The organism is Pseudomonas mucoides (assembly GCF_015461845.1).
In the GTDB taxonomy this organism is placed as follows: Bacteria; Pseudomonadota; Gammaproteobacteria; order Pseudomonadales; family Pseudomonadaceae; genus Aquipseudomonas; species Aquipseudomonas mucoides.
This window is the reverse complement of record NZ_JACOPW010000002.1, coordinates 570,456-589,784: the sequence shown is the minus strand read 5'-3', so window position 1 is coordinate 589,784 and position 19,329 is coordinate 570,456. Positions and strand designations below refer to the sequence as shown.

The 19,329-nt window shown below is 55.9% G+C and carries 24 protein-coding genes and 3 tRNA genes; 19 read left to right on the top strand and 8 right to left on the bottom strand.

Annotated features, from left to right (window positions below; translation table 11 throughout):
* Position 1 precedes the first annotated feature (1 nt).
* The 5 genes from uvrC (at position 2) to H8F22_RS11310 (ending at position 2,958) form a co-directional block, all read left to right on the top strand.
* Entirely contained in the window at positions 2-1,825 is a 1,824-nt protein-coding gene (uvrC, locus tag H8F22_RS11330) for an excinuclease ABC subunit UvrC (protein WP_059182865.1), read from the top strand.
* Between the two features lie 32 nt (positions 1,826-1,857).
* Positions 1,858-2,418 carry a CDP-diacylglycerol--glycerol-3-phosphate 3-phosphatidyltransferase gene (gene pgsA / locus H8F22_RS11325; protein WP_027923802.1) on the top strand — a complete coding sequence of 187 codons (561 nt, stop codon included), beginning with the start codon at positions 1,858-1,860 and terminating at the stop codon, positions 2,416-2,418.
* Between the two features lie 63 nt (positions 2,419-2,481).
* Positions 2,482-2,557 (top strand) — tRNA-Gly (locus tag H8F22_RS11320).
* Between the two features lie 45 nt (positions 2,558-2,602).
* A tRNA-Cys gene (locus H8F22_RS11315) sits at positions 2,603-2,676 on the top strand.
* Between the two features lie 195 nt (positions 2,677-2,871).
* Positions 2,872-2,958: transfer RNA gene (locus H8F22_RS11310), tRNA-Leu, on the top strand.
* A gap of 82 nt (positions 2,959-3,040) precedes the next feature.
* Here H8F22_RS11310 and H8F22_RS11305 read toward each other — a convergent pair.
* Together H8F22_RS11305 and H8F22_RS11300 are read right to left on the bottom strand one after the other, a co-directional pair.
* Positions 3,041-4,072, bottom strand: coding sequence for a tyrosine-type recombinase/integrase (locus tag H8F22_RS11305; RefSeq protein ID WP_194940158.1), 1,032 nt, complete (start codon positions 4,070-4,072; stop codon positions 3,041-3,043).
* 1 nt (position 4,073) lies between these two features.
* Positions 4,074-4,280, bottom strand: coding sequence for a DUF4224 domain-containing protein (locus H8F22_RS11300; RefSeq protein WP_194940157.1), 207 nt, complete (start codon positions 4,278-4,280; stop codon positions 4,074-4,076).
* A 131-nt stretch (positions 4,281-4,411) separates the two neighbouring features.
* Between H8F22_RS11300 and H8F22_RS11295 the strand changes: the two genes are divergently transcribed.
* On the top strand, positions 4,412-4,813 hold the full coding sequence (locus H8F22_RS11295) for a hypothetical protein (protein ID WP_194940156.1): 402 nt from the start codon (positions 4,412-4,414) through the stop codon (positions 4,811-4,813).
* A gap of 462 nt (positions 4,814-5,275) precedes the next feature.
* Here the strand turns inward: H8F22_RS11295 and H8F22_RS11290 are convergent, their stop codons facing one another.
* On the bottom strand, positions 5,276-6,199 hold the full coding sequence (locus H8F22_RS11290) for a DNA cytosine methyltransferase (RefSeq protein ID WP_194940155.1): 924 nt from the start codon (positions 6,197-6,199) through the stop codon (positions 5,276-5,278).
* Positions 6,200-6,281: 82 nt separating this feature from the next.
* Between H8F22_RS11290 and H8F22_RS11285 the strand changes: the two genes are divergently transcribed.
* Entirely contained in the window at positions 6,282-6,812 is a 531-nt protein-coding gene (locus H8F22_RS11285; RefSeq protein ID WP_194940154.1) for a hypothetical protein, read from the top strand.
* 354 nt (positions 6,813-7,166) lie between these two features.
* Here H8F22_RS11285 and H8F22_RS11280 read toward each other — a convergent pair whose 3' ends face one another.
* From H8F22_RS11280 to H8F22_RS11265, 4 genes are all read right to left on the bottom strand, one after another.
* A complete protein-coding gene (locus H8F22_RS11280; RefSeq protein WP_194940153.1) occupies positions 7,167-7,475 on the bottom strand; it encodes a hypothetical protein in 309 nt (102 codons plus the stop codon).
* A gap of 81 nt (positions 7,476-7,556) precedes the next feature.
* Positions 7,557-7,886 (bottom strand): hypothetical protein, encoded by a 330-nt coding sequence (locus H8F22_RS11275; protein ID WP_194940152.1) that lies wholly within the window; start codon positions 7,884-7,886, stop codon positions 7,557-7,559.
* Positions 7,887-8,618: 732 nt separating this feature from the next.
* The gene (locus H8F22_RS11270; RefSeq protein ID WP_194940151.1) at positions 8,619-8,867 is read right to left on the bottom strand and encodes a DUF1654 domain-containing protein; all 249 of its coding nucleotides are present in this window, start codon (positions 8,865-8,867) and stop codon (positions 8,619-8,621) included.
* Between the two features lie 161 nt (positions 8,868-9,028).
* Positions 9,029-9,817, bottom strand: a complete 789-nt coding sequence (locus tag H8F22_RS11265; protein WP_194940150.1) for a LexA family transcriptional regulator — start codon at positions 9,815-9,817, stop codon at positions 9,029-9,031.
* A gap of 72 nt (positions 9,818-9,889) precedes the next feature.
* On the opposite strand from H8F22_RS11265, the gene H8F22_RS11260 reads away from it, so the two are divergent.
* The 8 genes from H8F22_RS11260 to H8F22_RS11225 are packed head-to-tail and all read left to right on the top strand — an operon-like array spanning position 9,890 to position 14,503.
* Positions 9,890-10,108, top strand: a complete 219-nt coding sequence (locus H8F22_RS11260; protein ID WP_194940149.1) for a Cro/CI family transcriptional regulator — start codon at positions 9,890-9,892, stop codon at positions 10,106-10,108.
* A gap of 43 nt (positions 10,109-10,151) precedes the next feature.
* On the top strand, positions 10,152-10,646 hold the full coding sequence (locus H8F22_RS11255) for a YmfL family putative regulatory protein (RefSeq protein ID WP_027923809.1): 495 nt from the start codon (positions 10,152-10,154) through the stop codon (positions 10,644-10,646).
* A gap of 1 nt (position 10,647) precedes the next feature.
* Positions 10,648-11,502 carry a hypothetical protein gene (locus tag H8F22_RS32590; RefSeq protein ID WP_228758755.1) on the top strand — a complete coding sequence of 285 codons (855 nt, stop codon included), beginning with the start codon at positions 10,648-10,650 and terminating at the stop codon, positions 11,500-11,502.
* The gene (locus H8F22_RS11245) at positions 11,483-12,265 is read left to right on the top strand and encodes an ATP-binding protein (RefSeq protein WP_194940148.1); all 783 of its coding nucleotides are present in this window, start codon (positions 11,483-11,485) and stop codon (positions 12,263-12,265) included. Before H8F22_RS32590 ends, H8F22_RS11245 begins: the two co-directional genes overlap by 20 nt.
* Positions 12,265-12,492, top strand: coding sequence for a hypothetical protein (locus H8F22_RS11240; protein ID WP_194940147.1), 228 nt, complete (start codon positions 12,265-12,267; stop codon positions 12,490-12,492). The genes H8F22_RS11245 and H8F22_RS11240 overlap by 1 nt, the downstream gene beginning before the upstream one ends.
* A complete protein-coding gene (locus H8F22_RS11235; protein ID WP_194940146.1) occupies positions 12,489-13,784 on the top strand; it encodes a tyrosine-type recombinase/integrase in 1,296 nt (431 codons plus the stop codon). Before H8F22_RS11240 ends, H8F22_RS11235 begins: the two co-directional genes overlap by 4 nt.
* A gap of 4 nt (positions 13,785-13,788) precedes the next feature.
* Entirely contained in the window at positions 13,789-14,109 is a 321-nt protein-coding gene (locus H8F22_RS11230) for a hypothetical protein (protein WP_194940145.1), read from the top strand.
* Positions 14,110-14,113: 4 nt separating this feature from the next.
* Positions 14,114-14,503 (top strand): antiterminator Q family protein, encoded by a 390-nt coding sequence (locus H8F22_RS11225; protein ID WP_194940144.1) that lies wholly within the window; start codon positions 14,114-14,116, stop codon positions 14,501-14,503.
* Between the two features lie 127 nt (positions 14,504-14,630).
* On the opposite strand, the gene H8F22_RS11220 is transcribed toward H8F22_RS11225, so the two are convergent.
* Entirely contained in the window at positions 14,631-14,921 is a 291-nt protein-coding gene (locus H8F22_RS11220) for a hypothetical protein (RefSeq protein WP_027923815.1), read from the bottom strand.
* Positions 14,922-15,988: 1,067 nt separating this feature from the next.
* On the opposite strand from H8F22_RS11220, the gene H8F22_RS11215 reads away from it, so the two are divergent.
* The 4 genes from H8F22_RS11215 (at position 15,989) to H8F22_RS11200 (ending at position 19,313) form a co-directional block, all read left to right on the top strand.
* Positions 15,989-16,753 (top strand): COG4705 family protein, encoded by a 765-nt coding sequence (locus H8F22_RS11215; protein ID WP_027923817.1) that lies wholly within the window; start codon positions 15,989-15,991, stop codon positions 16,751-16,753.
* A gap of 27 nt (positions 16,754-16,780) precedes the next feature.
* A complete protein-coding gene (locus H8F22_RS11210; protein WP_194940143.1) occupies positions 16,781-17,218 on the top strand; it encodes a hypothetical protein in 438 nt (145 codons plus the stop codon).
* A gap of 98 nt (positions 17,219-17,316) precedes the next feature.
* The gene (locus H8F22_RS11205; protein WP_194940142.1) at positions 17,317-17,982 is read left to right on the top strand and encodes a response regulator; all 666 of its coding nucleotides are present in this window, start codon (positions 17,317-17,319) and stop codon (positions 17,980-17,982) included.
* Positions 17,958-19,313 (top strand): ATP-binding protein, encoded by a 1,356-nt coding sequence (locus tag H8F22_RS11200; RefSeq protein WP_194940141.1) that lies wholly within the window; start codon positions 17,958-17,960, stop codon positions 19,311-19,313. The genes H8F22_RS11205 and H8F22_RS11200 overlap by 25 nt, the downstream gene beginning before the upstream one ends.
* The last annotated feature ends 16 nt before the right edge of the window (positions 19,314-19,329 follow it).

The window sequence follows — 19,329 nt, the reverse complement described above, 5'->3', positions numbered from 1 at the left end:
AATGACTGACACCTTCGATCCAAGCGCTTTTCTGTCGACGGTCAGTGGGCGCCCCGGTGTGTACCGCATGTTCGACAGCGATGCGCGCCTGTTGTATGTCGGCAAAGCCAAGAACCTGAAGAATCGCCTGTCGAGTTACTTCCGCAAATCCGGTCTGGCACCCAAGACCGCCGCGCTGGTGGCGCGTATCGCTCAGGTCGAGACCACCATCACCGCCAACGAAACCGAAGCCCTGTTGCTTGAGCAGACGCTGATCAAGGAATGGCGCCCGCCGTACAACATCCTGCTGCGCGACGACAAATCCTACCCTTACGTCTTTCTCTCGGATGGCCAGTTCCCGCGCTTGAGCATTCATCGCGGTGCGAAGAAGGCCAAGGGCAAGTATTTTGGTCCGTACCCGAGCGCCGGAGCGATTCGTGAAAGCCTGAGCCTTTTGCAAAAGACCTTTTTTGTTCGCCAGTGCGAAGACAGCTATTACAAGAACCGCACGCGCCCATGCCTGCAATACCAGATCAAACGTTGCAAGGCACCTTGCGTGGGCTTGGTCGAGCCTGAGGTTTATGCCGAAGACGTTCGTCACTCGGTAATGTTCCTTGAGGGGCGCAGCAATGCGCTGACGGACGAGTTGTCAGCAGGCATGGAAGAGGCGGCGATCAACCTCGAGTTTGAGCGTGCCGCCGAGTTGCGTGACCAGATTTCCTTGCTGCGTCGGGTCCAGGACCAGCAAAGCATGGAAGGCGGCACCGGCGATATCGATGTGATCGCCGCCTTCGTCAATCCAGGCGGTGCTTGCGTTCACTTGATCAGCGTGCGTGGCGGACGGGTGCTGGGCAGCAAGAACTTTTTCCCGCAAACCGGTATCGACGAAGACGTTTCCAAAGTCATGGCCGCGTTTCTCGGCCAATACTTCATCACCAGCCCCGAGCGCGACTTGCCGAGTGAGCTGATCGTCAACGTGGTGCATGAAGACTTCCCGACGCTGATCGAGGCCATCGATGCCCTGCGTGGGCGTGAGCTGACCATCAGTCATCGGGTGCGCGGCACGCGAGCGCGCTGGCAGCAACTGGCGGTCACCAACGCCGAGCAGGCCTTGAGCGCGCGTCTGGCGAACCGTCAGCACGTCGCCGCACGTTTCGACGCGCTGGCGGAAGTCTTGAACCTGGACGAGCCACCGCAGCGCCTGGAGTGCTACGACATCAGCCATTCCAGCGGCGAAGCCACCGTGGCGTCCTGCGTGGTGTTTGGCCCGGAAGGCCCGATCAAATCCGATTATCGCCGTTACAACATCGAAGGCGTGACGGCGGGAGATGACTACGCCGCGATGCATCAGGCCTTGACCCGCCGCTTCAGCAAGCTGAAGGAAGGTGAGGGCAAGCTGCCGGATATTCTGTTGGTGGACGGCGGCAAAGGTCAGTTGTCCATGGCCCGCGATGTGCTCAATGAACTGGCGGTGCCGGACCTGATCCTGTTGGGCGTGGCCAAAGGGGCAACGCGCAAGGCCGGTTTCGAAACCTTGTACCTCAACGACGCGGCCCATGAATTCACCTTGCGCGGCGATTCCCCCGCGCTGCATTTGATTCAGCAAATACGCGACGAAGCCCACCGTTTTGCCATTACCGGTCACCGCGCTCGCCGTGGCAAAACCCGCCGCACGTCCACGCTTGAGGGCGTCGCTGGCGTCGGGCCGACACGTCGTCGCGATTTATTGAAACATTTTGGTGGATTGCAGGAGCTGTCTCGTGCCAGCATCGAAGAGATCGCCAAAGCACCCGGGATCAGTAAAAAGCTCGCAGAGTTGATTTATGCAAATCTGCACAGCGAGTAGAATGCCAACTCACCTCGTAGCCAGTTGTGCCGATGAATATCCCTAATCTGATTACCGTTCTACGCGTCCTGCTCATCCCGATCTTCATTTTGTTGTTCTACCTGCCTTACCAATGGAGCTACGTGGCCTCCGCCTCGGTCTTCGCCTTTGCTGCCGCCACAGACTGGCTGGATGGTTATCTCGCCCGACGCCTGGAGCAAAGCACTCCGTTCGGGGCGTTCCTCGATCCCGTGGCTGACAAGCTGATGGTCGCCGTCGCACTGGTCTTGCTGGTGCAAGAACACGGCAACCTGTGGCTCACGCTGCCGGCCGCCGTCATCATCGGTCGCGAAATTGTCGTCTCGGCATTACGCGAGTGGATGGCCGAACTCGGCGCCCGTGCTCACGTCGCCGTATCGAACCTGGGCAAATGGAAAACCGCCGCGCAAATGCTCGCGCTGGTGATCCTGCTGGCCAATCCGTCAGACTTTAGCTTCTGGGTCTTGATCGGTTATGCCTTGTTGCTGGTATCGGCGGGCCTGACATTGTGGTCCATGGTCCAGTACTTGCGGGCTGCCTGGCCACATCTGAAGACCGACGTTGAAAAGAAATAAAACTTTTTTGAATCAAGGGGTTGACGGGGCTTCTGGATTCTATAGAATGCGCCACACCAAGACGCGGGAATAGCTCAGTTGGTAGAGCACGACCTTGCCAAGGTCGGGGTCGCGAGTTCGAGTCTCGTTTCCCGCTCCAAGTTTGAACACATTTGTTGTTGTGCTACTGACAGCAAATGTTTGAGGCCGAGTAGCAAAATGGTTATGCAGTGGATTGCAAATCCACCTACGCCGGTTCGATTCCGACCTCGGCCTCCACTATAAACAAGCTCCGTAGATCTATGATTTACGGAGCTTTTTTATTTCCGCAGCCCTGCAAGATTTTGTCTTGAAAAGGTCAACTGCGAACTTGCTTCACCGGGGCGGGGTGTATATATTTCCCCCTCTGTTGCACAAGCGTCAGAACTGCCAGGTCGTCATTTGTCAGCCTTCAGACTGCTTCACCGCGCTACCGCCCGAATGGCGAAACTGGTAGACGCATGGGACTTAAAATCCCCCGCTCGTAAGGGCGTGCCGGTTCGATTCCGGCTTCGGGCACCATTTAAAATCAAGGGTTTGCGGGCGAAAGCTTATGCAAACCCTTGTTTGTTTCTGGTCCGCAATTTTGGATCTGGTCCGCAATTCACTTAGTCGGCGAAACTTTTTTGCCTTTACGATTGCGGATGTACTGCTCCGTCATAACAACGGTGGTATGCCCAAGTTGATCCTTGGCCTGCATGATATCGCCACTGGATTCTGCCTTGTCCGTACCGGCCTTTGCACGCAAATCGCGCATTTGAAACTCCGGTTTGGAAACTCCAGCGGCCTCCCTGGCCATGTCAAACCTCCTGCGCAACATCGCCACCGTCATCGGTGCGCCATCCTCTGACACGATCAGCCGCGTTGAACGGACCTTATGTCCTGACTTTCGGGACATGATTCGATCAATCAACACCTTCAGCTCACCGGTTACTTCTATTCGCCGCTTTGCCTTTGTTTTTCCCTGAAGCACCCAAATTTGTCCGTCGCGGACATCCCGTTCGTCCATCAGTCGCGTGTCGGTCACTCGTTGTCCGGTCAGATAAGCCAGGTCCATGGCATCTTGTAGGCCAACTTCGGCCTTATCGTGCACACGCTTGAAGAGCTCATCCTCGACGTATGTATCCCGCCCCGTCTCTTTATTGCCCTTGATGCCCGCGCAGGGGTTGGCTAGAGACGTATAGCCCTTTTCCCTGGCATAGTTCCAGATTGCACTGAGCAGAGCTTTTTCTCGATTTGCCCGGACGGGCGCTGTCTTCCGCCATGTGAGGTATTGTCGGACATGTAGCGGCTCGATCGTTTCCAGTGGCGCTGGCGGATCATCGAAGAACGCAATCAGGTTCTTCATTTCCCGTTTGTTATCGAACTGGGTCGCTTTTCCTTTGGAAGGAACGATGTCGACCATGTACTTTTCGGCGACGTAGCGGAAGGTGATCACCTTGGCGGCCAGGTCGGTGGCGGTTCGATCACGCTCAAATTTTGCGTATTCCATGATCGCCAGGCCATAGTCGCTGCCCAGTGGGATCTCTTTGCGGTCCTTTCCGCCGGTGTCGTAGTAGTAGAAAACCCGGCCGCTGGCTTTCTTGCGCTCTCGCAGCCGGGCTATAGAACCGGGTTTACTTGGTCGTCTTCCCATTTCAGCTTGCCTTGCGTGATTTCCATGCGGGTTTTTCTGGCTCGAACATGCCGACGGCGGTTACGGCCATCACAGTCACGCTTGGCCAACCATTCATCTTGATGGTGTGCCTGACACCGTTTTTTTTGAGGTTCAGGATTTGTCCTGCCTTGGTCCGCGCGCCGGTCAGCTCGCAAACCTCGTTGTGCGATAAAAATTGAATGCTCATGAGCTAATCACCAGCTTCGTGACTGTCGAGCGCTCAACCTTCAGCGGCACGGCCGGTTTGTTTTCTGTGGGCATGGGAATACCTCGCGGCTATAGTTCTGCCATCAAAATGATGTGCGTAGGGAGTAGAGGATGTTTAACGTGATGGGGGAGGCTGAAACTACCCAGCGCTATAGATCGACAACTTGGGTGTGCTACGCGCTGGTTCTGCTTTTGATAGCTGCTGCGATTGCCGCACCTCTTTATGCGGGGTTGGGTCATTGGACGCCAGCTGGTGAAAGTCGACCGATCTGGATTCAGCGAAGTGGAGCTGTAACCACGCTGTTTTCATTCATAGCGGGTGCCATGGTTGTGTTCACCAGTGGACGGTTGTACACCCCGGGGTTCTTTGGGGATGCCGTCAGAATTCCGATCCTGATGGAGTTTCAAACCCGGTTCAGAATTGCAGAGTCATTGATTTTTGCCTTGAGTGTCATCGGCACAGCCATATGGGGATATGGTGACCTTTTATATAGCTGGTGGATCACAGGCTAAACACCACGGAAACAAACAACGGTCTGGTCGTGGTCGGCAAACATGTCGAATTGGGTGTCGGAGTTACTCATCGAATGCCTCAACACGATGCCTAGGTAAGCTTGGCTTATGTGAGTTAAATCACCCCCCCCTCGCGTCCCACTGGCGCGCCACATGTTGTGGAATACCCTGGCGGTGGGAGGGGGAGGATCGGCTACAGTTGAGCGATCAACCAATGGAGATGGGATATGGAGTGTTTTATTTGCGCAACTGACTCGAGCGAGGTGCCGTCGTCTGGAGACTACAAGCAGCTCGCCTGCCCCGACTGTGGTGAGTACAGGATCTCGGGGACGGCGATTGCACTTTTCAAAGAGCACAATTGGAGGTTTGACGTTGATCTGACCAGGCGCTGGCTCACATCTCAGTTAGGTACTGGCAAACTCCCACTGATCGATTCAGATCGCGCGGCTTCTCTCATCTGATCTAGGCGGCAGCCTTCAGTGCCTCAATGATTCGTTGTCCGGCCAGTGGCGGTACCGCGTTGCCAGTCATGTGCATAGCCAGTCGGTGATTGTCAGGTCTCAAGGTGTCGGCGGGGAATGACTGAGCGGCCATTGCCTCGTTGGCGGTGATCATGCGCATCCTGTCGCCGTCGACCACTGCCCAGCGGTCCAGAGTGGTGATAGTGCCGATTGGGCGGTCCAGGCTGCGGCCGGTGAGCCCTGAGCCTGATCCGTAATACGGCATCACGAACCGTTCGCCAAAGCGCTCACGTCCATTCTTCACCCTGATTAGAGTCGATGCTGCGCGGCCCGCCTTGACAATTGGCGACCACTTGCCCGCGTCGAAGTCGATTATCTGGTTCGCGGGAACGTGTCGGTATCTCGGCAACTGCAAGTGAAGCGGAGCCTTGCTACGAGAGCAGACCATGAACAGGCGCACTCGATGTTGCGGCACGCCCAAGTCGGCACAATCCACAATGTGTGGCGCCAGCATGTATCCCAGACGTTGCATTGCATCCGCCCATGCAGGGTACAAAATCCAGTCCATGAACTCCGGTACGTTTTCGATCACCGCGAAGTCGGGCCGATTCACCTCAGCATTCGCCACCGGCGCCCAGGCTGTCGATCGCGAGTTGTCGTGCTGTGGATTTCCCGATGCCTTTCCGCGGGCCCTGGCATGTCCTTGGCAGCATGGTGAGGCCAGCATGACGTCATGCTTGGGCACCTTCGACCAGTCTGCTTGGTGCAAGTCTTGGCAGACATGCTGCGTATTGGGGTTGTTCTTTGTGTGCCACTCAACAGCGGCTGGCCAGTGGTTTGCGGCCCAGAGCACTTTCAGTCCGGCATCAACACCACCGCGGGTCCATCCGCCAAAACCTGAGAACAAATCGATTGCTGTGAACATAGAAGATCCTCGCCTGCTGGCGTGATTCGTTGAAGTGGGGTATTTGTTCTTGGCCCGGCATGGCGCCGAAGGAGTCGAGCTTATGGATGCAGCATTGTGGGCAAACGTAATAGCAGGGGTCGCATTTGCGGTTTCTATTGTTTCCGCGATTTTGGCGTGGAGGTCAGCTCGCGAGGCGCGACTGGCGAATAGAATAAGTATTCACGAGTACCAGCGAAAACTGTATGAAGCTTTCGCCGATGCGTTTCATCTTATCCAGCGAGAAGGTCAGCACGCGGACCTAAACGAATTTGCCAGGCTTACTGTGCACATCAAAACTGCGCAGCTTTACGTAGATGAGTCCATCTCAAATGAGCTTCAAAAATTCTACGATGCTTACATCGTTGTTTATGATGCAACCTGCAAGGTAAAGCATGCTTACGCTGAAAGCGCAGAAGCCTCAAAACGCCACTTAGTAGGAGGGAATATGAGCCCGCTTGCCAAATCTCTATCAGACCGTGCAGACATTTTTGCAGAGCAGTGCCAGCTAGAAGCCGACTATGCAGTCGATAATGTTTTGAAAATTGGCGCTGATTTAGATAAGCATTTTATTGAAAAAATTAAGCTGACTTGAGAGTCGGATTAGCCGCCCTCTGTGACTGGATTTGGCATGGTAGGTTTCGGTCAGGTACCTAACAACCAATGCAGACTAGCTAAGTCGCTACTCAATAATTGAGGGCAAATCCATGCAAGCTGAATCAGGTCAAGAAATAGAGCAGTCCATCTGGGGCGATTACTTGATAGAGGTCCACATCGATGGGCCTCACGACAAAATAGTCGGTGAAGACTTCACCGTTACGATAAGGATTTCTAAGGGTGATGAAGTGCTTCGGAACTGATAGAAAGATTCCGACTTCACCCATAAGACCTACGCAGCAGCATTGAGCTTTGGGATAATGATCGCTAGGCAAGAGCTCGGGACGAAGAGCTAAACCTCGATGCCAGTCGTGGCAAACTGTTCTAGCTGTCGCGACCACTTTTCCGTAACGACAATTTCAGGTCGCGACATGCTGGCAAAACGGGCAGTACTTTCGGGGGGCGCAGCGGCCAGGTTGATCAGGAGCGTCGACATCGTCTCCTGCCACTCCTCGAAGTCGTGGCGCTCGCCTAGTACCTGAAGTGCATCAGCCAGCGCCTTCGACACAATCAAAGTCCGCTTCTCGGCGCCGATCCGATCCAACAGGGCTTTTGCTTTGGCGCGCTTGCCCCTCTGCAACTCCGCATTGCTCTTGGCCATGGCCTGCCTCTTCAATTCCGTGGGCCGGTAGATCCAGCCAAGTCTGCTGCCGGTGCTGATGCACCAGCTTTTTTATCGGTCTCAATTTCCTGCGCCGAAATAGGCGAACAAGAGCAGCAGGAGCGCCGAACCGGTGGTCCAGCGCAGAAGCGAGCGAGCGAATGCTTTCGCTGGCTTGTGGCTGGCAGCGAACTGGCAGTCATTGTAATGACTAAACGGTTCACCCTTTACTGAACCAGAGGAGCGCTCAACAACTTCAACGGTGATGCCGCCGTGTGGCACAACTGTATAGTTCAGTATGCGAATGGGCTCATCACGACCTATGCGTTGGTACATTTCGTTGGTGGCCTGGGACGTCTGGAGACGCAACCCCTGGAGGATTGCTTGGCTCTGTCTGATCGTTTGGTTCATGGCGATTCCTCGGTGTGCGTTGCGTGTATTCGTCAGCACTCGGGTCGTCTGCTGCTTGCCGTTGGGCGCAGGGGAGAGTGCTGACGGATAAAGGCGTTAAAAAGAAAGGCCCGTTGGACGTTCGGGCCTTTCGCAGATGCAGTGATCTTTAGGCTATGGTCTATTTCATGATGGTTATCCTTGAATGCGCGCCCTGGGTAATCTTGGCGGGCGCTCGCCGTACTCTGATTCATTGCATGCAGGTGGCCGGTATAAGCCGGGATTTCGTCCGCATTGGTGAACTCTGAAGCGATGGCACAGAGACCATCCAACAATCGTTGTGCTTCAGAACTCACCGATGCGGCCTGGTGCTGGGGAGTACCAAGTGCTCGGGCAGTTATCGTCAGGCTGACGTGCAATGATGCAGTTCGTCCTATTGCCGCCGGAGGGGCGGGGCACATTGCTTGCCGGGTCATTCACACGGTTCTGGTGTTCCACCATCGATCAGCCGTCCAGGTTGTTCCTGTCGTTGGCAGGCCTTCGGGCCTGTCTGCTCGCCGGTCGCCGGTAGAGGCAATGCGATTTGCTGTTTGTTGCGCTGATTGTTAAAGAGCGGCGGTAGATTCCGCATTGCCGCGTTGCTTCGTGGCGACGACTTAAATATCTCCCCAGGAGTTAATGAAGTCAACTCCCTAGGAGATAAATATTCCGATAGACATAAAAAAACCCGCATTGCGCGAGTTTTTTTGGCGATCAGATATTGGCCGGGAGGCTCCAGGAGACGCGGGCGGCGCCGTCTTCTTCTCGACTCACTATTACGTGCTCGGTATCGGCTATGTCGTCAAGAAGCCGTTTCCAATCCTCCTGGCACTCATCCGCGCCTCTTCGAATGACTGCCATCTTTCGTTTTTGGGCAGCGGGGGAGCTGATGATTTTTTGGATGCGGAGTCCGAGAAGGTCAAACGAGTTTGGCGGTGTTGGTTTGTTTTTCGGTGTTGCCATCGCACTGCTCCTTTTGCGTATGGATATACAGTGAATGGCTTGATGCGTAAGCGCTAAAGATTAACGATTAAAAACAATTATTTAGCAGAGAAAAGCCCGCAATTAGCGGGCTTCAGGAGGGAGGTGCTTAGGGATTTTATGACAAGTCGAAGGGCTCAAATTTAGATTCTACCCAGCACCTTGCTAGGGGCAAGGATTGCGCCTACGTAATGGATTTTATCGATATCAATCCGAGCTACTGTCAGCCTCTCACCGTAAGCCGAGTTGATCGACATGAGGCTGACGTCTTCTTCATTTTCGAAGAGCAGTTCTTTAACCATGCTCTGCCCATCAGTGGTGGTGACCATCACATACTCACCTGGCACTAGGCGGTGATTGGGCTCGCAGACGGCGATCCAACCACTACGAATTGCCGGAGCCATTGAGTCACCTTTGAGTCGGAGTGCATAGGCGTCTTCATCCCTAGAGTAGGTCTCAACCCAGCCAGCAGCCTGGTCAAGACTAGTCCAATAGCCTTCGTGACCGAGTTGTGCCGTCCCGACAACATCGATTCGACGAGGAGCGCTGGTAATTGGCGGGCCAGGCTCGACGTTTGACTGCAATGATTCGACTTGTGGCGCAGCATTGGCGGCAATCGCCAATTCGGAGATTTCTTTCGCGATCCGTGGGCTGAATCTCTCTACGGGTATGCCGAGCATTTTAGCTATCTCAGCTGCCATTTCCTTGTTGAGCGCACGGCTACCGTTCAAGTGACTGCTTAGCGTGCCTTGGCTCATGCCTACGGAAAGTGCGATCTCTTCTTGAGTCAGCCTCTCGCCTTTTGGGGCACGCGCATTGTAGGCAGCCAGCTCCGCTTTTAATGCGGCGCACTCCGTCTTTTCCCACTCAAGTAATGGTCGTCTGTCGTTTTTCATTTCCGAAGAGTATTCCCGGTGGAGATACTTATCCATCTCCATTGGAGTTGATTAAAAAAGCTCCATGGGAGATATTGTCAGTTCAGATACACCACCGGAGACCGGACAGTGCGTCAACTCACCCTCAGCCAATTTGCTACCGAGAAGGGGCAGACCAAGGCCGGAAATTTGTTAGGCATGACCCAAAGTTCAATAAATAAAGCTCTGCAGGCAGGGCGTGAGGTTTTTGTTATGGAGCACGCAGATGGCTCTTACACAGCGGAAGAGCTTAGACCGTTCCCGGTTCAAAGCGCGAAAAGGACGCGTCGCCGGATGCTGCCCATCTAATGAGCCAACTTTGAGCGCAATGGCGCCGAGAGAAAACTAGACAATGAAATCGCCAGTACTAGAAACCCGTCGCGCAGTGGTGATCGAGGTCGCGAAGAAATACCCAGGCGGCCAGGTATGCGCTTCAGCTCGCCTCAGTCTCGAACTGAAGCGTTTTAAGAATCAGGTTTATGAGAGTGGCGGTGTTGTTCCTCTTAGCGATGAGGAGGTTTACGTCCTCGAAAGCGAGCAGGGCACCACGCGCTTACCGGACTACATCTGCGCGATGTACGGCGGTGTATTTGTCCGCCTGCCTGAAGTCGGCGATCTCGACAACGTAGACATGCACCAGCGCTCTTTGCGTACTTCTGTGAAGCGCGGCCGGGTTGACCAGTTTCTTGCCCTCGCGCTGGAGGACGGCGAAATCACTGCCGTGGAAGCATCGGAGATTTTGGCCTTGCATGCCAAGCACCTGGCTGCGAGGCACGAGGAGGTGACCGCACTGATCGAGTTGCACAAGTCGAAGCGTCCAGCCCGACCGCTAGGCGGAAAGGATTGATATGCAGTTCACGATCACGATCAACCAGGTCAAAGCGCTGGAGTGGGGGTTGAACTCGCAGCAGGCGTTGTTGTTTTCGTTTGTCTACGAGTGCCCTAGCTGGGCAAGGCCAATCAAGACCGATCACGGGATTTTCTTTGCCTTGAGCAAGGCAAAGATCGTGGAAGAATTGCCCTTGCTCACCGACAAACCAGACACCGCGTACCGACTTCTCAAAGGGCTCGAGACCGCAGGGTTGATCGAGCTATCCCACACTTCAAACATCAGTTTGTTTCGTTTGACCGAGAAGGCCAAAGAGTGGAATCGCAAGCTGGACGGGTCGGAAAAATATCCGACCTCTGATGTGAGCCAAGGTCGGAAAAAAATCCGATCTACCTCGGAAAAATCTCCGAGCAAGGTCGGAAAAATTTCCGAACAGTGTCGGAAAAAAATCCGAGAAGGGTCGGAAAAATCTCCGACAAATCAGGGTACCAGTAATCAGGGTACCAATCAGGTAACCAGTAATCAGGAGAAGCAGGGCGCTGACGCGCCAAGCAAATCGCCAAAGTTTGATCCGCTGATGGTCAAACCGGAAAACGTCAGCGTCGAGGTGTGGGCCGACTGGTGCCAGCACCGCAAGGAAATCCACAAACCCCTTACCGCCAAAAGCTGCGAACAACAAGCCAAGGCCTTGGCGGCACACCCAGCCCCCGATTCCGTGCTGGTCCTTTCGATCAGCAACGGATGGACAGGGATCTTCCCTGACAAGCCGGTCGGCCTCGCACATTCACTTCCAGTCAGTCGCCACTCCGGCTTCGACACTCGCGATTACAAGGCTGGCACCAAGGAGAACGCCAATGGCACCTTCCGTCTCTAATCTCAGTGCTCACATAGACCGCAAATTCCGCGTCATCGGCCGTAAACCAGCGAGCTGCTTCGATCATGGCGATTACTCGGCGGTCATCCTCAAGGGCGGCAGCCTGTCAGGCTGTCCGATCTGCGCGAGTAACCAACGCGATATGCAAGAGCTTGAGCGCAAGCGCTCCCAATTTCGGATTGTTCAACAGTCGAGCGCCCGGATTCCAAAACGTTTCGCGGAAAAGACGTTTGCCGATTTCGTCGTATCGCACCGTGCCCAGCAGATTGCCCTGGATGCATGCACCGATTATGTCGAGAACTTTTCGAAACATCGCCGAGAAGGTCGCTGCATGTTGCTGCTGGGGAAGGTTGGCACCGGCAAGACGCACCTAGCTATTGCCTCGGCCAATCACCTGATCAACGAATGCATGGTAAAGGCGATCTACCGCACGGTGGGCTCACTCATCGGCGATATCCGGGCGACGTTCAATGATCGCTCGGGCGAGTCCGAGGCGCACATCCTGCGTGAGGTGATTGGCGCGGACCTGCTGGTGCTCGATGAAGTCGGCGCCACCAAGCAGAGCGAGTTCGAGCTGGCCACGCTGTTCAGCATCATCAATGGTCGTTACGAGCAATGCCGCCCGACGATCATCGTCAGCAACCTTTCTCCTGCCGAACTGAACGACGCCATTGGCGCGCGCTGTGTCGACCGCATCCGCGAAAACGGGTGCATTGGCGTGGCATTCGAGTGGGAATCTCAACGCGGTAAGGAGGGCTTCTGATGGGGATCAGCTTGGAAACACCCGATCGCCGCTTGGCTATTCCGGATCCGGCAAACTATCGGTATGCCGTGTTCTGCTGCTCTTTCAAGTTGGACCTGAGTGATACACCGGACCACGCGCTGGCACTGTTCGCGAATCAGGCTATGGCCGAGCGCTACGGCGTCTGGATGTGGCCCACCACCTTCCAGGTCGTTGACCTCGACGATACCCCCGGTGCACGAACATGAACGCTCTGGTGAAAACCCTGACAGTCAAACTGTCAGATGCCGAAATCGAACGCAATGCGAAGAAGCTGCATGTACGCGACTTGCGCGATGCCAGTCACCCCGCGTTGCACTTTCGCTTTGCGAAGAATCGCGCGTGTGGCTCTTGGTACCTGCTGAACAAACGCCAGTGGCACCGCATCGGCGCCTTTCCCGACCTGTCCACCAAGCAGGTAGTTGCGGCGTTACCAGCGGTGCGCTTGCGCGTGGCTGCCGATGGCGTGGCGAGCGTTTCGGGTTGGGTCACCGTCGGCGAGTTGTTGGACTGGTTTGCCGATCGAATGGCTCGCTCCCGCGCACTCTCGGTCAAGCGTCGTGCGGCCGGCAAGTCGGCCATTAGTTGCCAGCTCAAGCCGCGCCTGGATGATCTGCTGATTCGCGACGTTAGTGCCCAGACCCTCGACAAGCTGTTGATGTGGCCAGCTCAGGAAGAATTATCGCTGTCCTACGTGCAGCAGTTGTACCGCCTGCTCGCGGTGGCTTTTCGCCAAGCCCGTAAGCTGGACCTGATCCCGGTCAACCCGATGGCTGAGCTCAAGTTCGGCAACTTCACGACAGCGCGCATCCTGCCCAAGGCCGCGCGCCTGCGCGACGTCCAATTGCCTGAGTTGGTGACGCAGCTGACCGAACGTTTCGACAGTACGCCAGGTGACGCCATGCTGGCCCTGATGATGTTGTGTCACGGCACTCGCATCGGAGAAACCCGGCAGGCTCGCTGGGCTGACATTGCGCTGCCTGAGCGTGAATGGTTTCTGCCAGCCGAACACACCAAGAGCAAGACCGAGTTGCGGGTGCCGCTGACCGATCAAATTTGCGCATTGCTGCGCCGCTACCGGGACCGTCAGGCCGCCCAAGGCTACGAAGGCCAATTCCTATTTCCTTCCCGCCGAGGCAAGGCGCTGAGCGACAACCAGGCTAGCGCCGTATTCACGCGATTGGGGCAGGGCGCCTGGACCAGTCACGACCTACGCAAGGTGGCCCGCACTGCCTGGACTGACCTCGGTGTCGACGGCCACATCGGCGAGATGTTGTTGAACCACTCGCTGGGCAAAATCGCTTCGACCTACATCAACACCCAGGCCAAGGAGCAGCGTCATCAGGCGTTGGTGAAGTGGCACAACTGGTTAGATGAACGCGGCTTCAAGGCAATCCACCAGCAGACAGGCGCTAGATATGAAGAATCGCAAAATCTCGTAGACGCCTTGAATAGTGCGGCCTGCGAGTCGTTTTCGCAATTTGTTAAGGGCGAGGTTTGAAAACATGAAAAAAGCCCACGCCCATGGCTTTCGTAAGGAGCAGATAGAGCTGGAGCAGTGCTTGACCTGCAAGGGAAAAGCAGTGGTGCAAGGGGTGTTTCATGAGTTGGCTTGCGTCGATTGCAACTGCTCAGGTTGGGTGATGGCGGGGAGTCGATTGACGATTTCTACAGACGAATTGGTGACACAGCTCAGCCTCAGATTGCAGCAGGCTCAACGCGAAATTGAGGTACTGCAGCGGGGTCCAACGTTATCCGGCCCGGCTGAGTACTACCAGCAGAACAACCGTCGCGGTGCCGGCGGATCAAATTACACTGGGGATTGAAAGCATGATGATTCGTAAGCCGGCAGGTCGACCTTTGGGCGATACCGAATACCTGGTGGAGCAGTGGGGTTGGTGGCGGATGGATGGGGCCGGGGTCCCAACGTATATTTCACCGACTTTTGCGCTAATGCGTCAGGCGGTGCCGCAAGTGTCGGCTAGTAAGAGCTATTGCATCACAGATGAATGGGCTGGAGCTATTGATAGCGCGATTGCACGGCTCTCACATCGTGACCGACAAATGGGCGATATTATTTGGCTTTACTACGGCGCTAAATGGCCCATGCTCCGAGTTGGCAAGCACTACGGCATGAGTGAAGGAAAGACGCGGGAATTAGCGAGGGCAGGTATCGCGTGGATCGATTGTGCTGTCGATGAAATGCGGAAAGCTGCTTAAACTTTTGGCTGATTGCTGCCTGCCGCGGAGGGCAGCCATCGGCCAAATGCTGTCATCGGATGGTCCAGAATATCCGGGATGATTCACTTCTCATTCACAACCATGCATGGGTGCTACTGAACTACAGTCAACCGCTCTCGATGATGGTGTTCCTGGGTTTATCTAAGGCCTCTTGGTGAGCCAAGATGATTTTCGCGCCCATGGAAGTGAAACTCGTATGGTCAACTAGCGCACCCGCATAGACACCCCATGCAAAACCCCGGGCGATTGAGACGTGCTCTAGAATGGCCAGTTCCGTGCGGGCCTGAATGATGTTTTCCAGCGACGTCTCCCAAGCGCCTTGCAACGACTCCGTCGGCAAACCCACAGAGAGTGGGTCGAGCGAGCCTATGGGGGATAATTCGTTTACGCGCAGCATATGGGCGCTTCCTGTTCAAGTTGGGCCGTATAAGAATAGAGCGTAGCGCGAGGCGAGGCGAGGCGTCAGTATTACTGATTTTTAGACGCCATTGGTGTTCCCTACCAATCCGGCCACCCCTGCCACCCCTGTCGCCCTGCCGAATGTATTGACATCCGATTGCAGCCTAGGACACAGGGCGGAAATCGGCCGATTCTGTTGAAAAAGTCGGCCATGGTTTGCGCGTCAGAAAAGTAAGCATCCAAGATTGAAATCTTTACTTTTGGCAGATGCTTGCGGACTCGGATTTCACGTAGCAGCGCGCAAAAAAGGCATTTTCACCGCCCAATGAGCAGTCAGTTTTGGATGACCGACTGTTTTCAACAGAATCGGCCAAAAGCTGACATTAGGAACCGGCCACAAGGCTGAGAATCTCGACTGAGGGGGCTACCTTAGCTTTTTACCATTTGCTAGGTAGTTCCCGCACAAAGTTACTGCTATGAAAATGCCTCCAAGTACAAGTGCGTAGAGTCCGTAACTTCCTTCTAAGCCAAGCCCCCAAAGGAAAACCAAACCCAACGCACCGAATATGCATAGTATTTGGGTTCCGTAGGCGATATTAGCAGTTGAAATAGCCCGCATATCTTCCCTCGTAAAGTGATGGCGTTGCTGTCTCTAGGGGGGCAGAAATAGTCAAGTGTAGTCCAGTAGAAACGAAATCCGCTCTCAACTTCAGCATCAGAACCGTATCGATGACGGTATGACTCCACTGGAGTGTATGGCATCTCCTTGATTCTTCCACCCTTCGAAAGAGGGCGATTGATTGACGTAGAAGACGGAGAACCGGATGCATCCCAGCGAAAATAAAGTGAACGCCGCCTTCGGCCAAAAGGGGGCAGTCGAATTTGTCTACGAGAGCAGGGGTGATTCAGACAACCGGTGCTGAAGACGACTTGATTTAGTCGGAGATCGGTAAATGTATTTACCGTGCTCTTTAATATTGAGCGAATCCTCAGTCCCAGCTAAGTATTGGGTCGTATCGTCCCCACAGCGCAAGTTCAGCGCTGTTCAGGAGAGGCGAACCGCACATGAATCCCGCAAAAGCCGGATGGCTCAACAAAGTCCCCGAAGTGACACTGGCCTTCTGGGTGATCAAGATTCTCTCGACGACCGTGGGTGAAACCGGCGCCGACTTCCTCGCCGTGGATGCCGGCTTCGGCGCTGGCTGGACCAGCATCGGCATGGCGCTGTTACTCGGGGGGGCGTTGTTCCTGCAAATGCGCAAAACCGTCTATTCGCCGTGGATCTACTGGCTGACCGTTGTGCTGGTGAGCATCGTCGGCACGCAGATCACCGACATCATGACCGACATGCTCGACATCAGCCTGTATGTCAGCACCGCGGTGTTCTCGGTGTTGCTGGCGGTGAACTTCCTGATCTGGTTCACCGTCGAGAACAACCTGTCGATCCGCGAAATCAACACGCCGCGGCGCGAGCTCTTCTATTGGTCCACGGTGCTGTGCACCTTTGCCCTGGGCACCGCCGCCGGGGATCTGGCCACGGAAGCGATGGGGCTGGGTTTCACCCTCGGTGCGGTGATTTTCGGTGCGCTGATTGCGGCGACGCTGCTGGCCTGGCGCCTCGGGGCTAACGTGGTGCTGACCTTCTGGATCGCCTACATCCTCACCCGGCCGTTCGGCGCCTCCCTCGGCGACTTGCTGACCCAGGCCAAGACCTACGGCGGCCTGGGCATGGGCGCCGCCTGGACCAGCGCGATCTTCTTGACCGTCATCGTGTTGTTGGTGGCGGTCGCGCAAATCAGCCTCGTCAACCGTAAAACCGCCATTGAATAACCTTCAGACACCTATCAAGGAATCAATATGCACAGCTTCAAAATCGCTTTTCGCCACGCCGCGATCATCTCGTCTCTGTTACTGCTCGGCAGCATCGCCGGCTGCTCGAAACCAGCTGACAAACCCGCTGCCGGTGCGCCGACCACCTCTTTGAGCGCGCCGCCGCAATCGGGCTCGAAGCTGGGTGACCTGAGCGAGTTTCGCAACATCGCCGCCGACGTCAGCGCGCGGGTCGAGAAAAATGACCTGCTCGGCGCTAAGACCCGGATCAAGGATCTGGAGACCACCTGGGACTCCGCCGAAGCCGGCATCAAGCCGCGTGCCGCTGCTGACTGGCATGTGCTGGACAAGGCCATTGACCGCGCGCTGGATGCCCTGCGCGCCAGCTCGCCCAAGCAGGCTGACTGCAAGGCGGCCATGGACGATCTGCTCAAAGCCTTCGATTCGATGAATGGCAAGCAGTGATCGCAGCGCTGAACCGGCGGCGGACAAACGTCGGTTCAAGTGCTTCAATACAGGCGCGATGGCAATGGCTTTCGCGCCTTTTTCTGTCGGAGCGCTGCATGCGGATTCTGCTGGTCGAAGATGACCTGATGATTGGCGAAGCCATCGAGGCTGCGCTCAAAGAAGCCAGTTATGCCACCGACTGGGTGAAAAATGGCCTCACCGCGCTGGCGGCGCTGGACACCCAGACCTACGATCTGGTGTTGCTGGACCTCGGCCTGCCCGGCAAGGACGGGCTCGATGTGCTGGACGCCATTCGCGCGCACAACAACCCCGTGCCGTTGCTGATTATCACCGCCCGCGATGGTCTGGATGACCGGCTGCGCGGCCTCGATGGTGGCGCTGATGACTTCCTGCTCAAACCCTTCGCCATGGTCGAGTTGCTGGCACGGATGCGAGCGGTATTGCGCCGTCGCGGCGGAAACGCACAATCGTTGCTGGATAACGGCGAGGTGTCGTTGAACCTGGTTTCCAAACAGGCCTCCACCGCTCAAATCGCCGAAGTGCAGCTTTCCAGCCGCGAGTTTGCACTGTTGCAGGCGCTGTTGATCCGCCCGGGTGCGATTCTCTCGCGCAGCGAACTTGAGGATCGGATTTACGGCTGGGGCAACGAAGTGGAAAGCAACGCGGTGGAGTTTTTGATCCATGCACTGCGGCGCAAACTAGGAAACCATATCATCAAGAATGTCAGGGGGATGGGATGGATGGTTTCAAAAGGCGTTTGAGCGACTCGGTGCAGTCACGGCTTTCCATCACGCTGTCACTGGCCATTCTCATCGTCGCCTTGCTCGCCGGTGCATTCGCGTTCATCTCGGCGCTCGACGAAGCGCACGAAATGCAGGACGAAAGCTTGCGCCAGGTGGCGCTGCTGTTCGATCGCCAGCATATGACCCTGGGTTATCCCGCTGCCGGACAGGTAGTTGGCGATGACGAAGACTCCCGGATCACCGTGCAGTACCTGGCCGACAGCAGCAAAGCCGTCGGCACTGACGACGCGAGCATTCCGTTGCCCTTTCCCCTGACCCTGGCCGATGGTCTGGTAACGCTGAATATCGCCGGTGAAAACTATCGTGTGCTGGTCAGCACCACATCGGCAGGCGAACGCATCGCCGTCGCGCAGGAAGCCGACGTGCGCGACAAGGAAGCACGGGAAAGCGCCTGGCGCAGTGTGCTGCCATTTCTGATTCTGTTTCCGGTGCTGCTGTTGGTGGTAGGGGATCTGGTGCGCAAGCTGTTTCGCCCGATCGCGACGCTCTCGGCGGAAATCGATCAGCGTGACCAACAGGCGCTGCATGCGATTGATGAACAGCACCTGCCGAACGAGATCCGGCCCTTCGTTGTGGCGATCAATCGATTACTCCGCCGCGTTGCTCAGGCCATGGAGGCGCAGCGGCGGTTTATCGCCGATGCCGCCCATGAGCTGCGTTCGCCGATGACGGCGCTGTCCCTGCAGGCAGAGCGATTGGCCGCTACGCCCATGTCGGCCGTCACCCGGCAGAACTTTTTGCCATTGGCTCAGGGGATCGAACGCAGTCGTAAGCTGATTGAGCAGTTGCTCGCCCTGGCCGCCGCGCAATCAATCGCGCAACGCGCCGAGGCCGCCGTTTCGGTGCATGCAGTGTTTCGCCGAGTGCTGGAAGACCTGCTGCCACTGGCAGATGACAAAGGCATCGATATCGGCGTGGAAAGCGTCGAGGACGTGCAGGTCGTCATCAACGAACTGGACCTCTTCATCCTGATCAAGAACGTGGTGGATAACGCCATCCGCTATACCCCGGCGGGCGGACGAGTCGACCTCAGCGTCGAACGGACGGAGCAGGGCGCGCTCATCGAAATCAAGGACTCGGGTCCGGGCATTCGCGCCGAAGAACAGGCGCTGGTGTTCGATCCGTTTTACCGCAGCCTGGGGACCGGTGAAGCTGGCTCAGGGCTAGGTTTGTCTATTGTCAGCGCGATAGCCAGTCGTAATGATGCAAGTGTCACGCTTAACTATTTAGATGAACTAAGCCAAAAAGGATTGCGAGTCACTGTACGATTGAATCGACCTGTATTTTAGGTTTGGTCTACGTCCG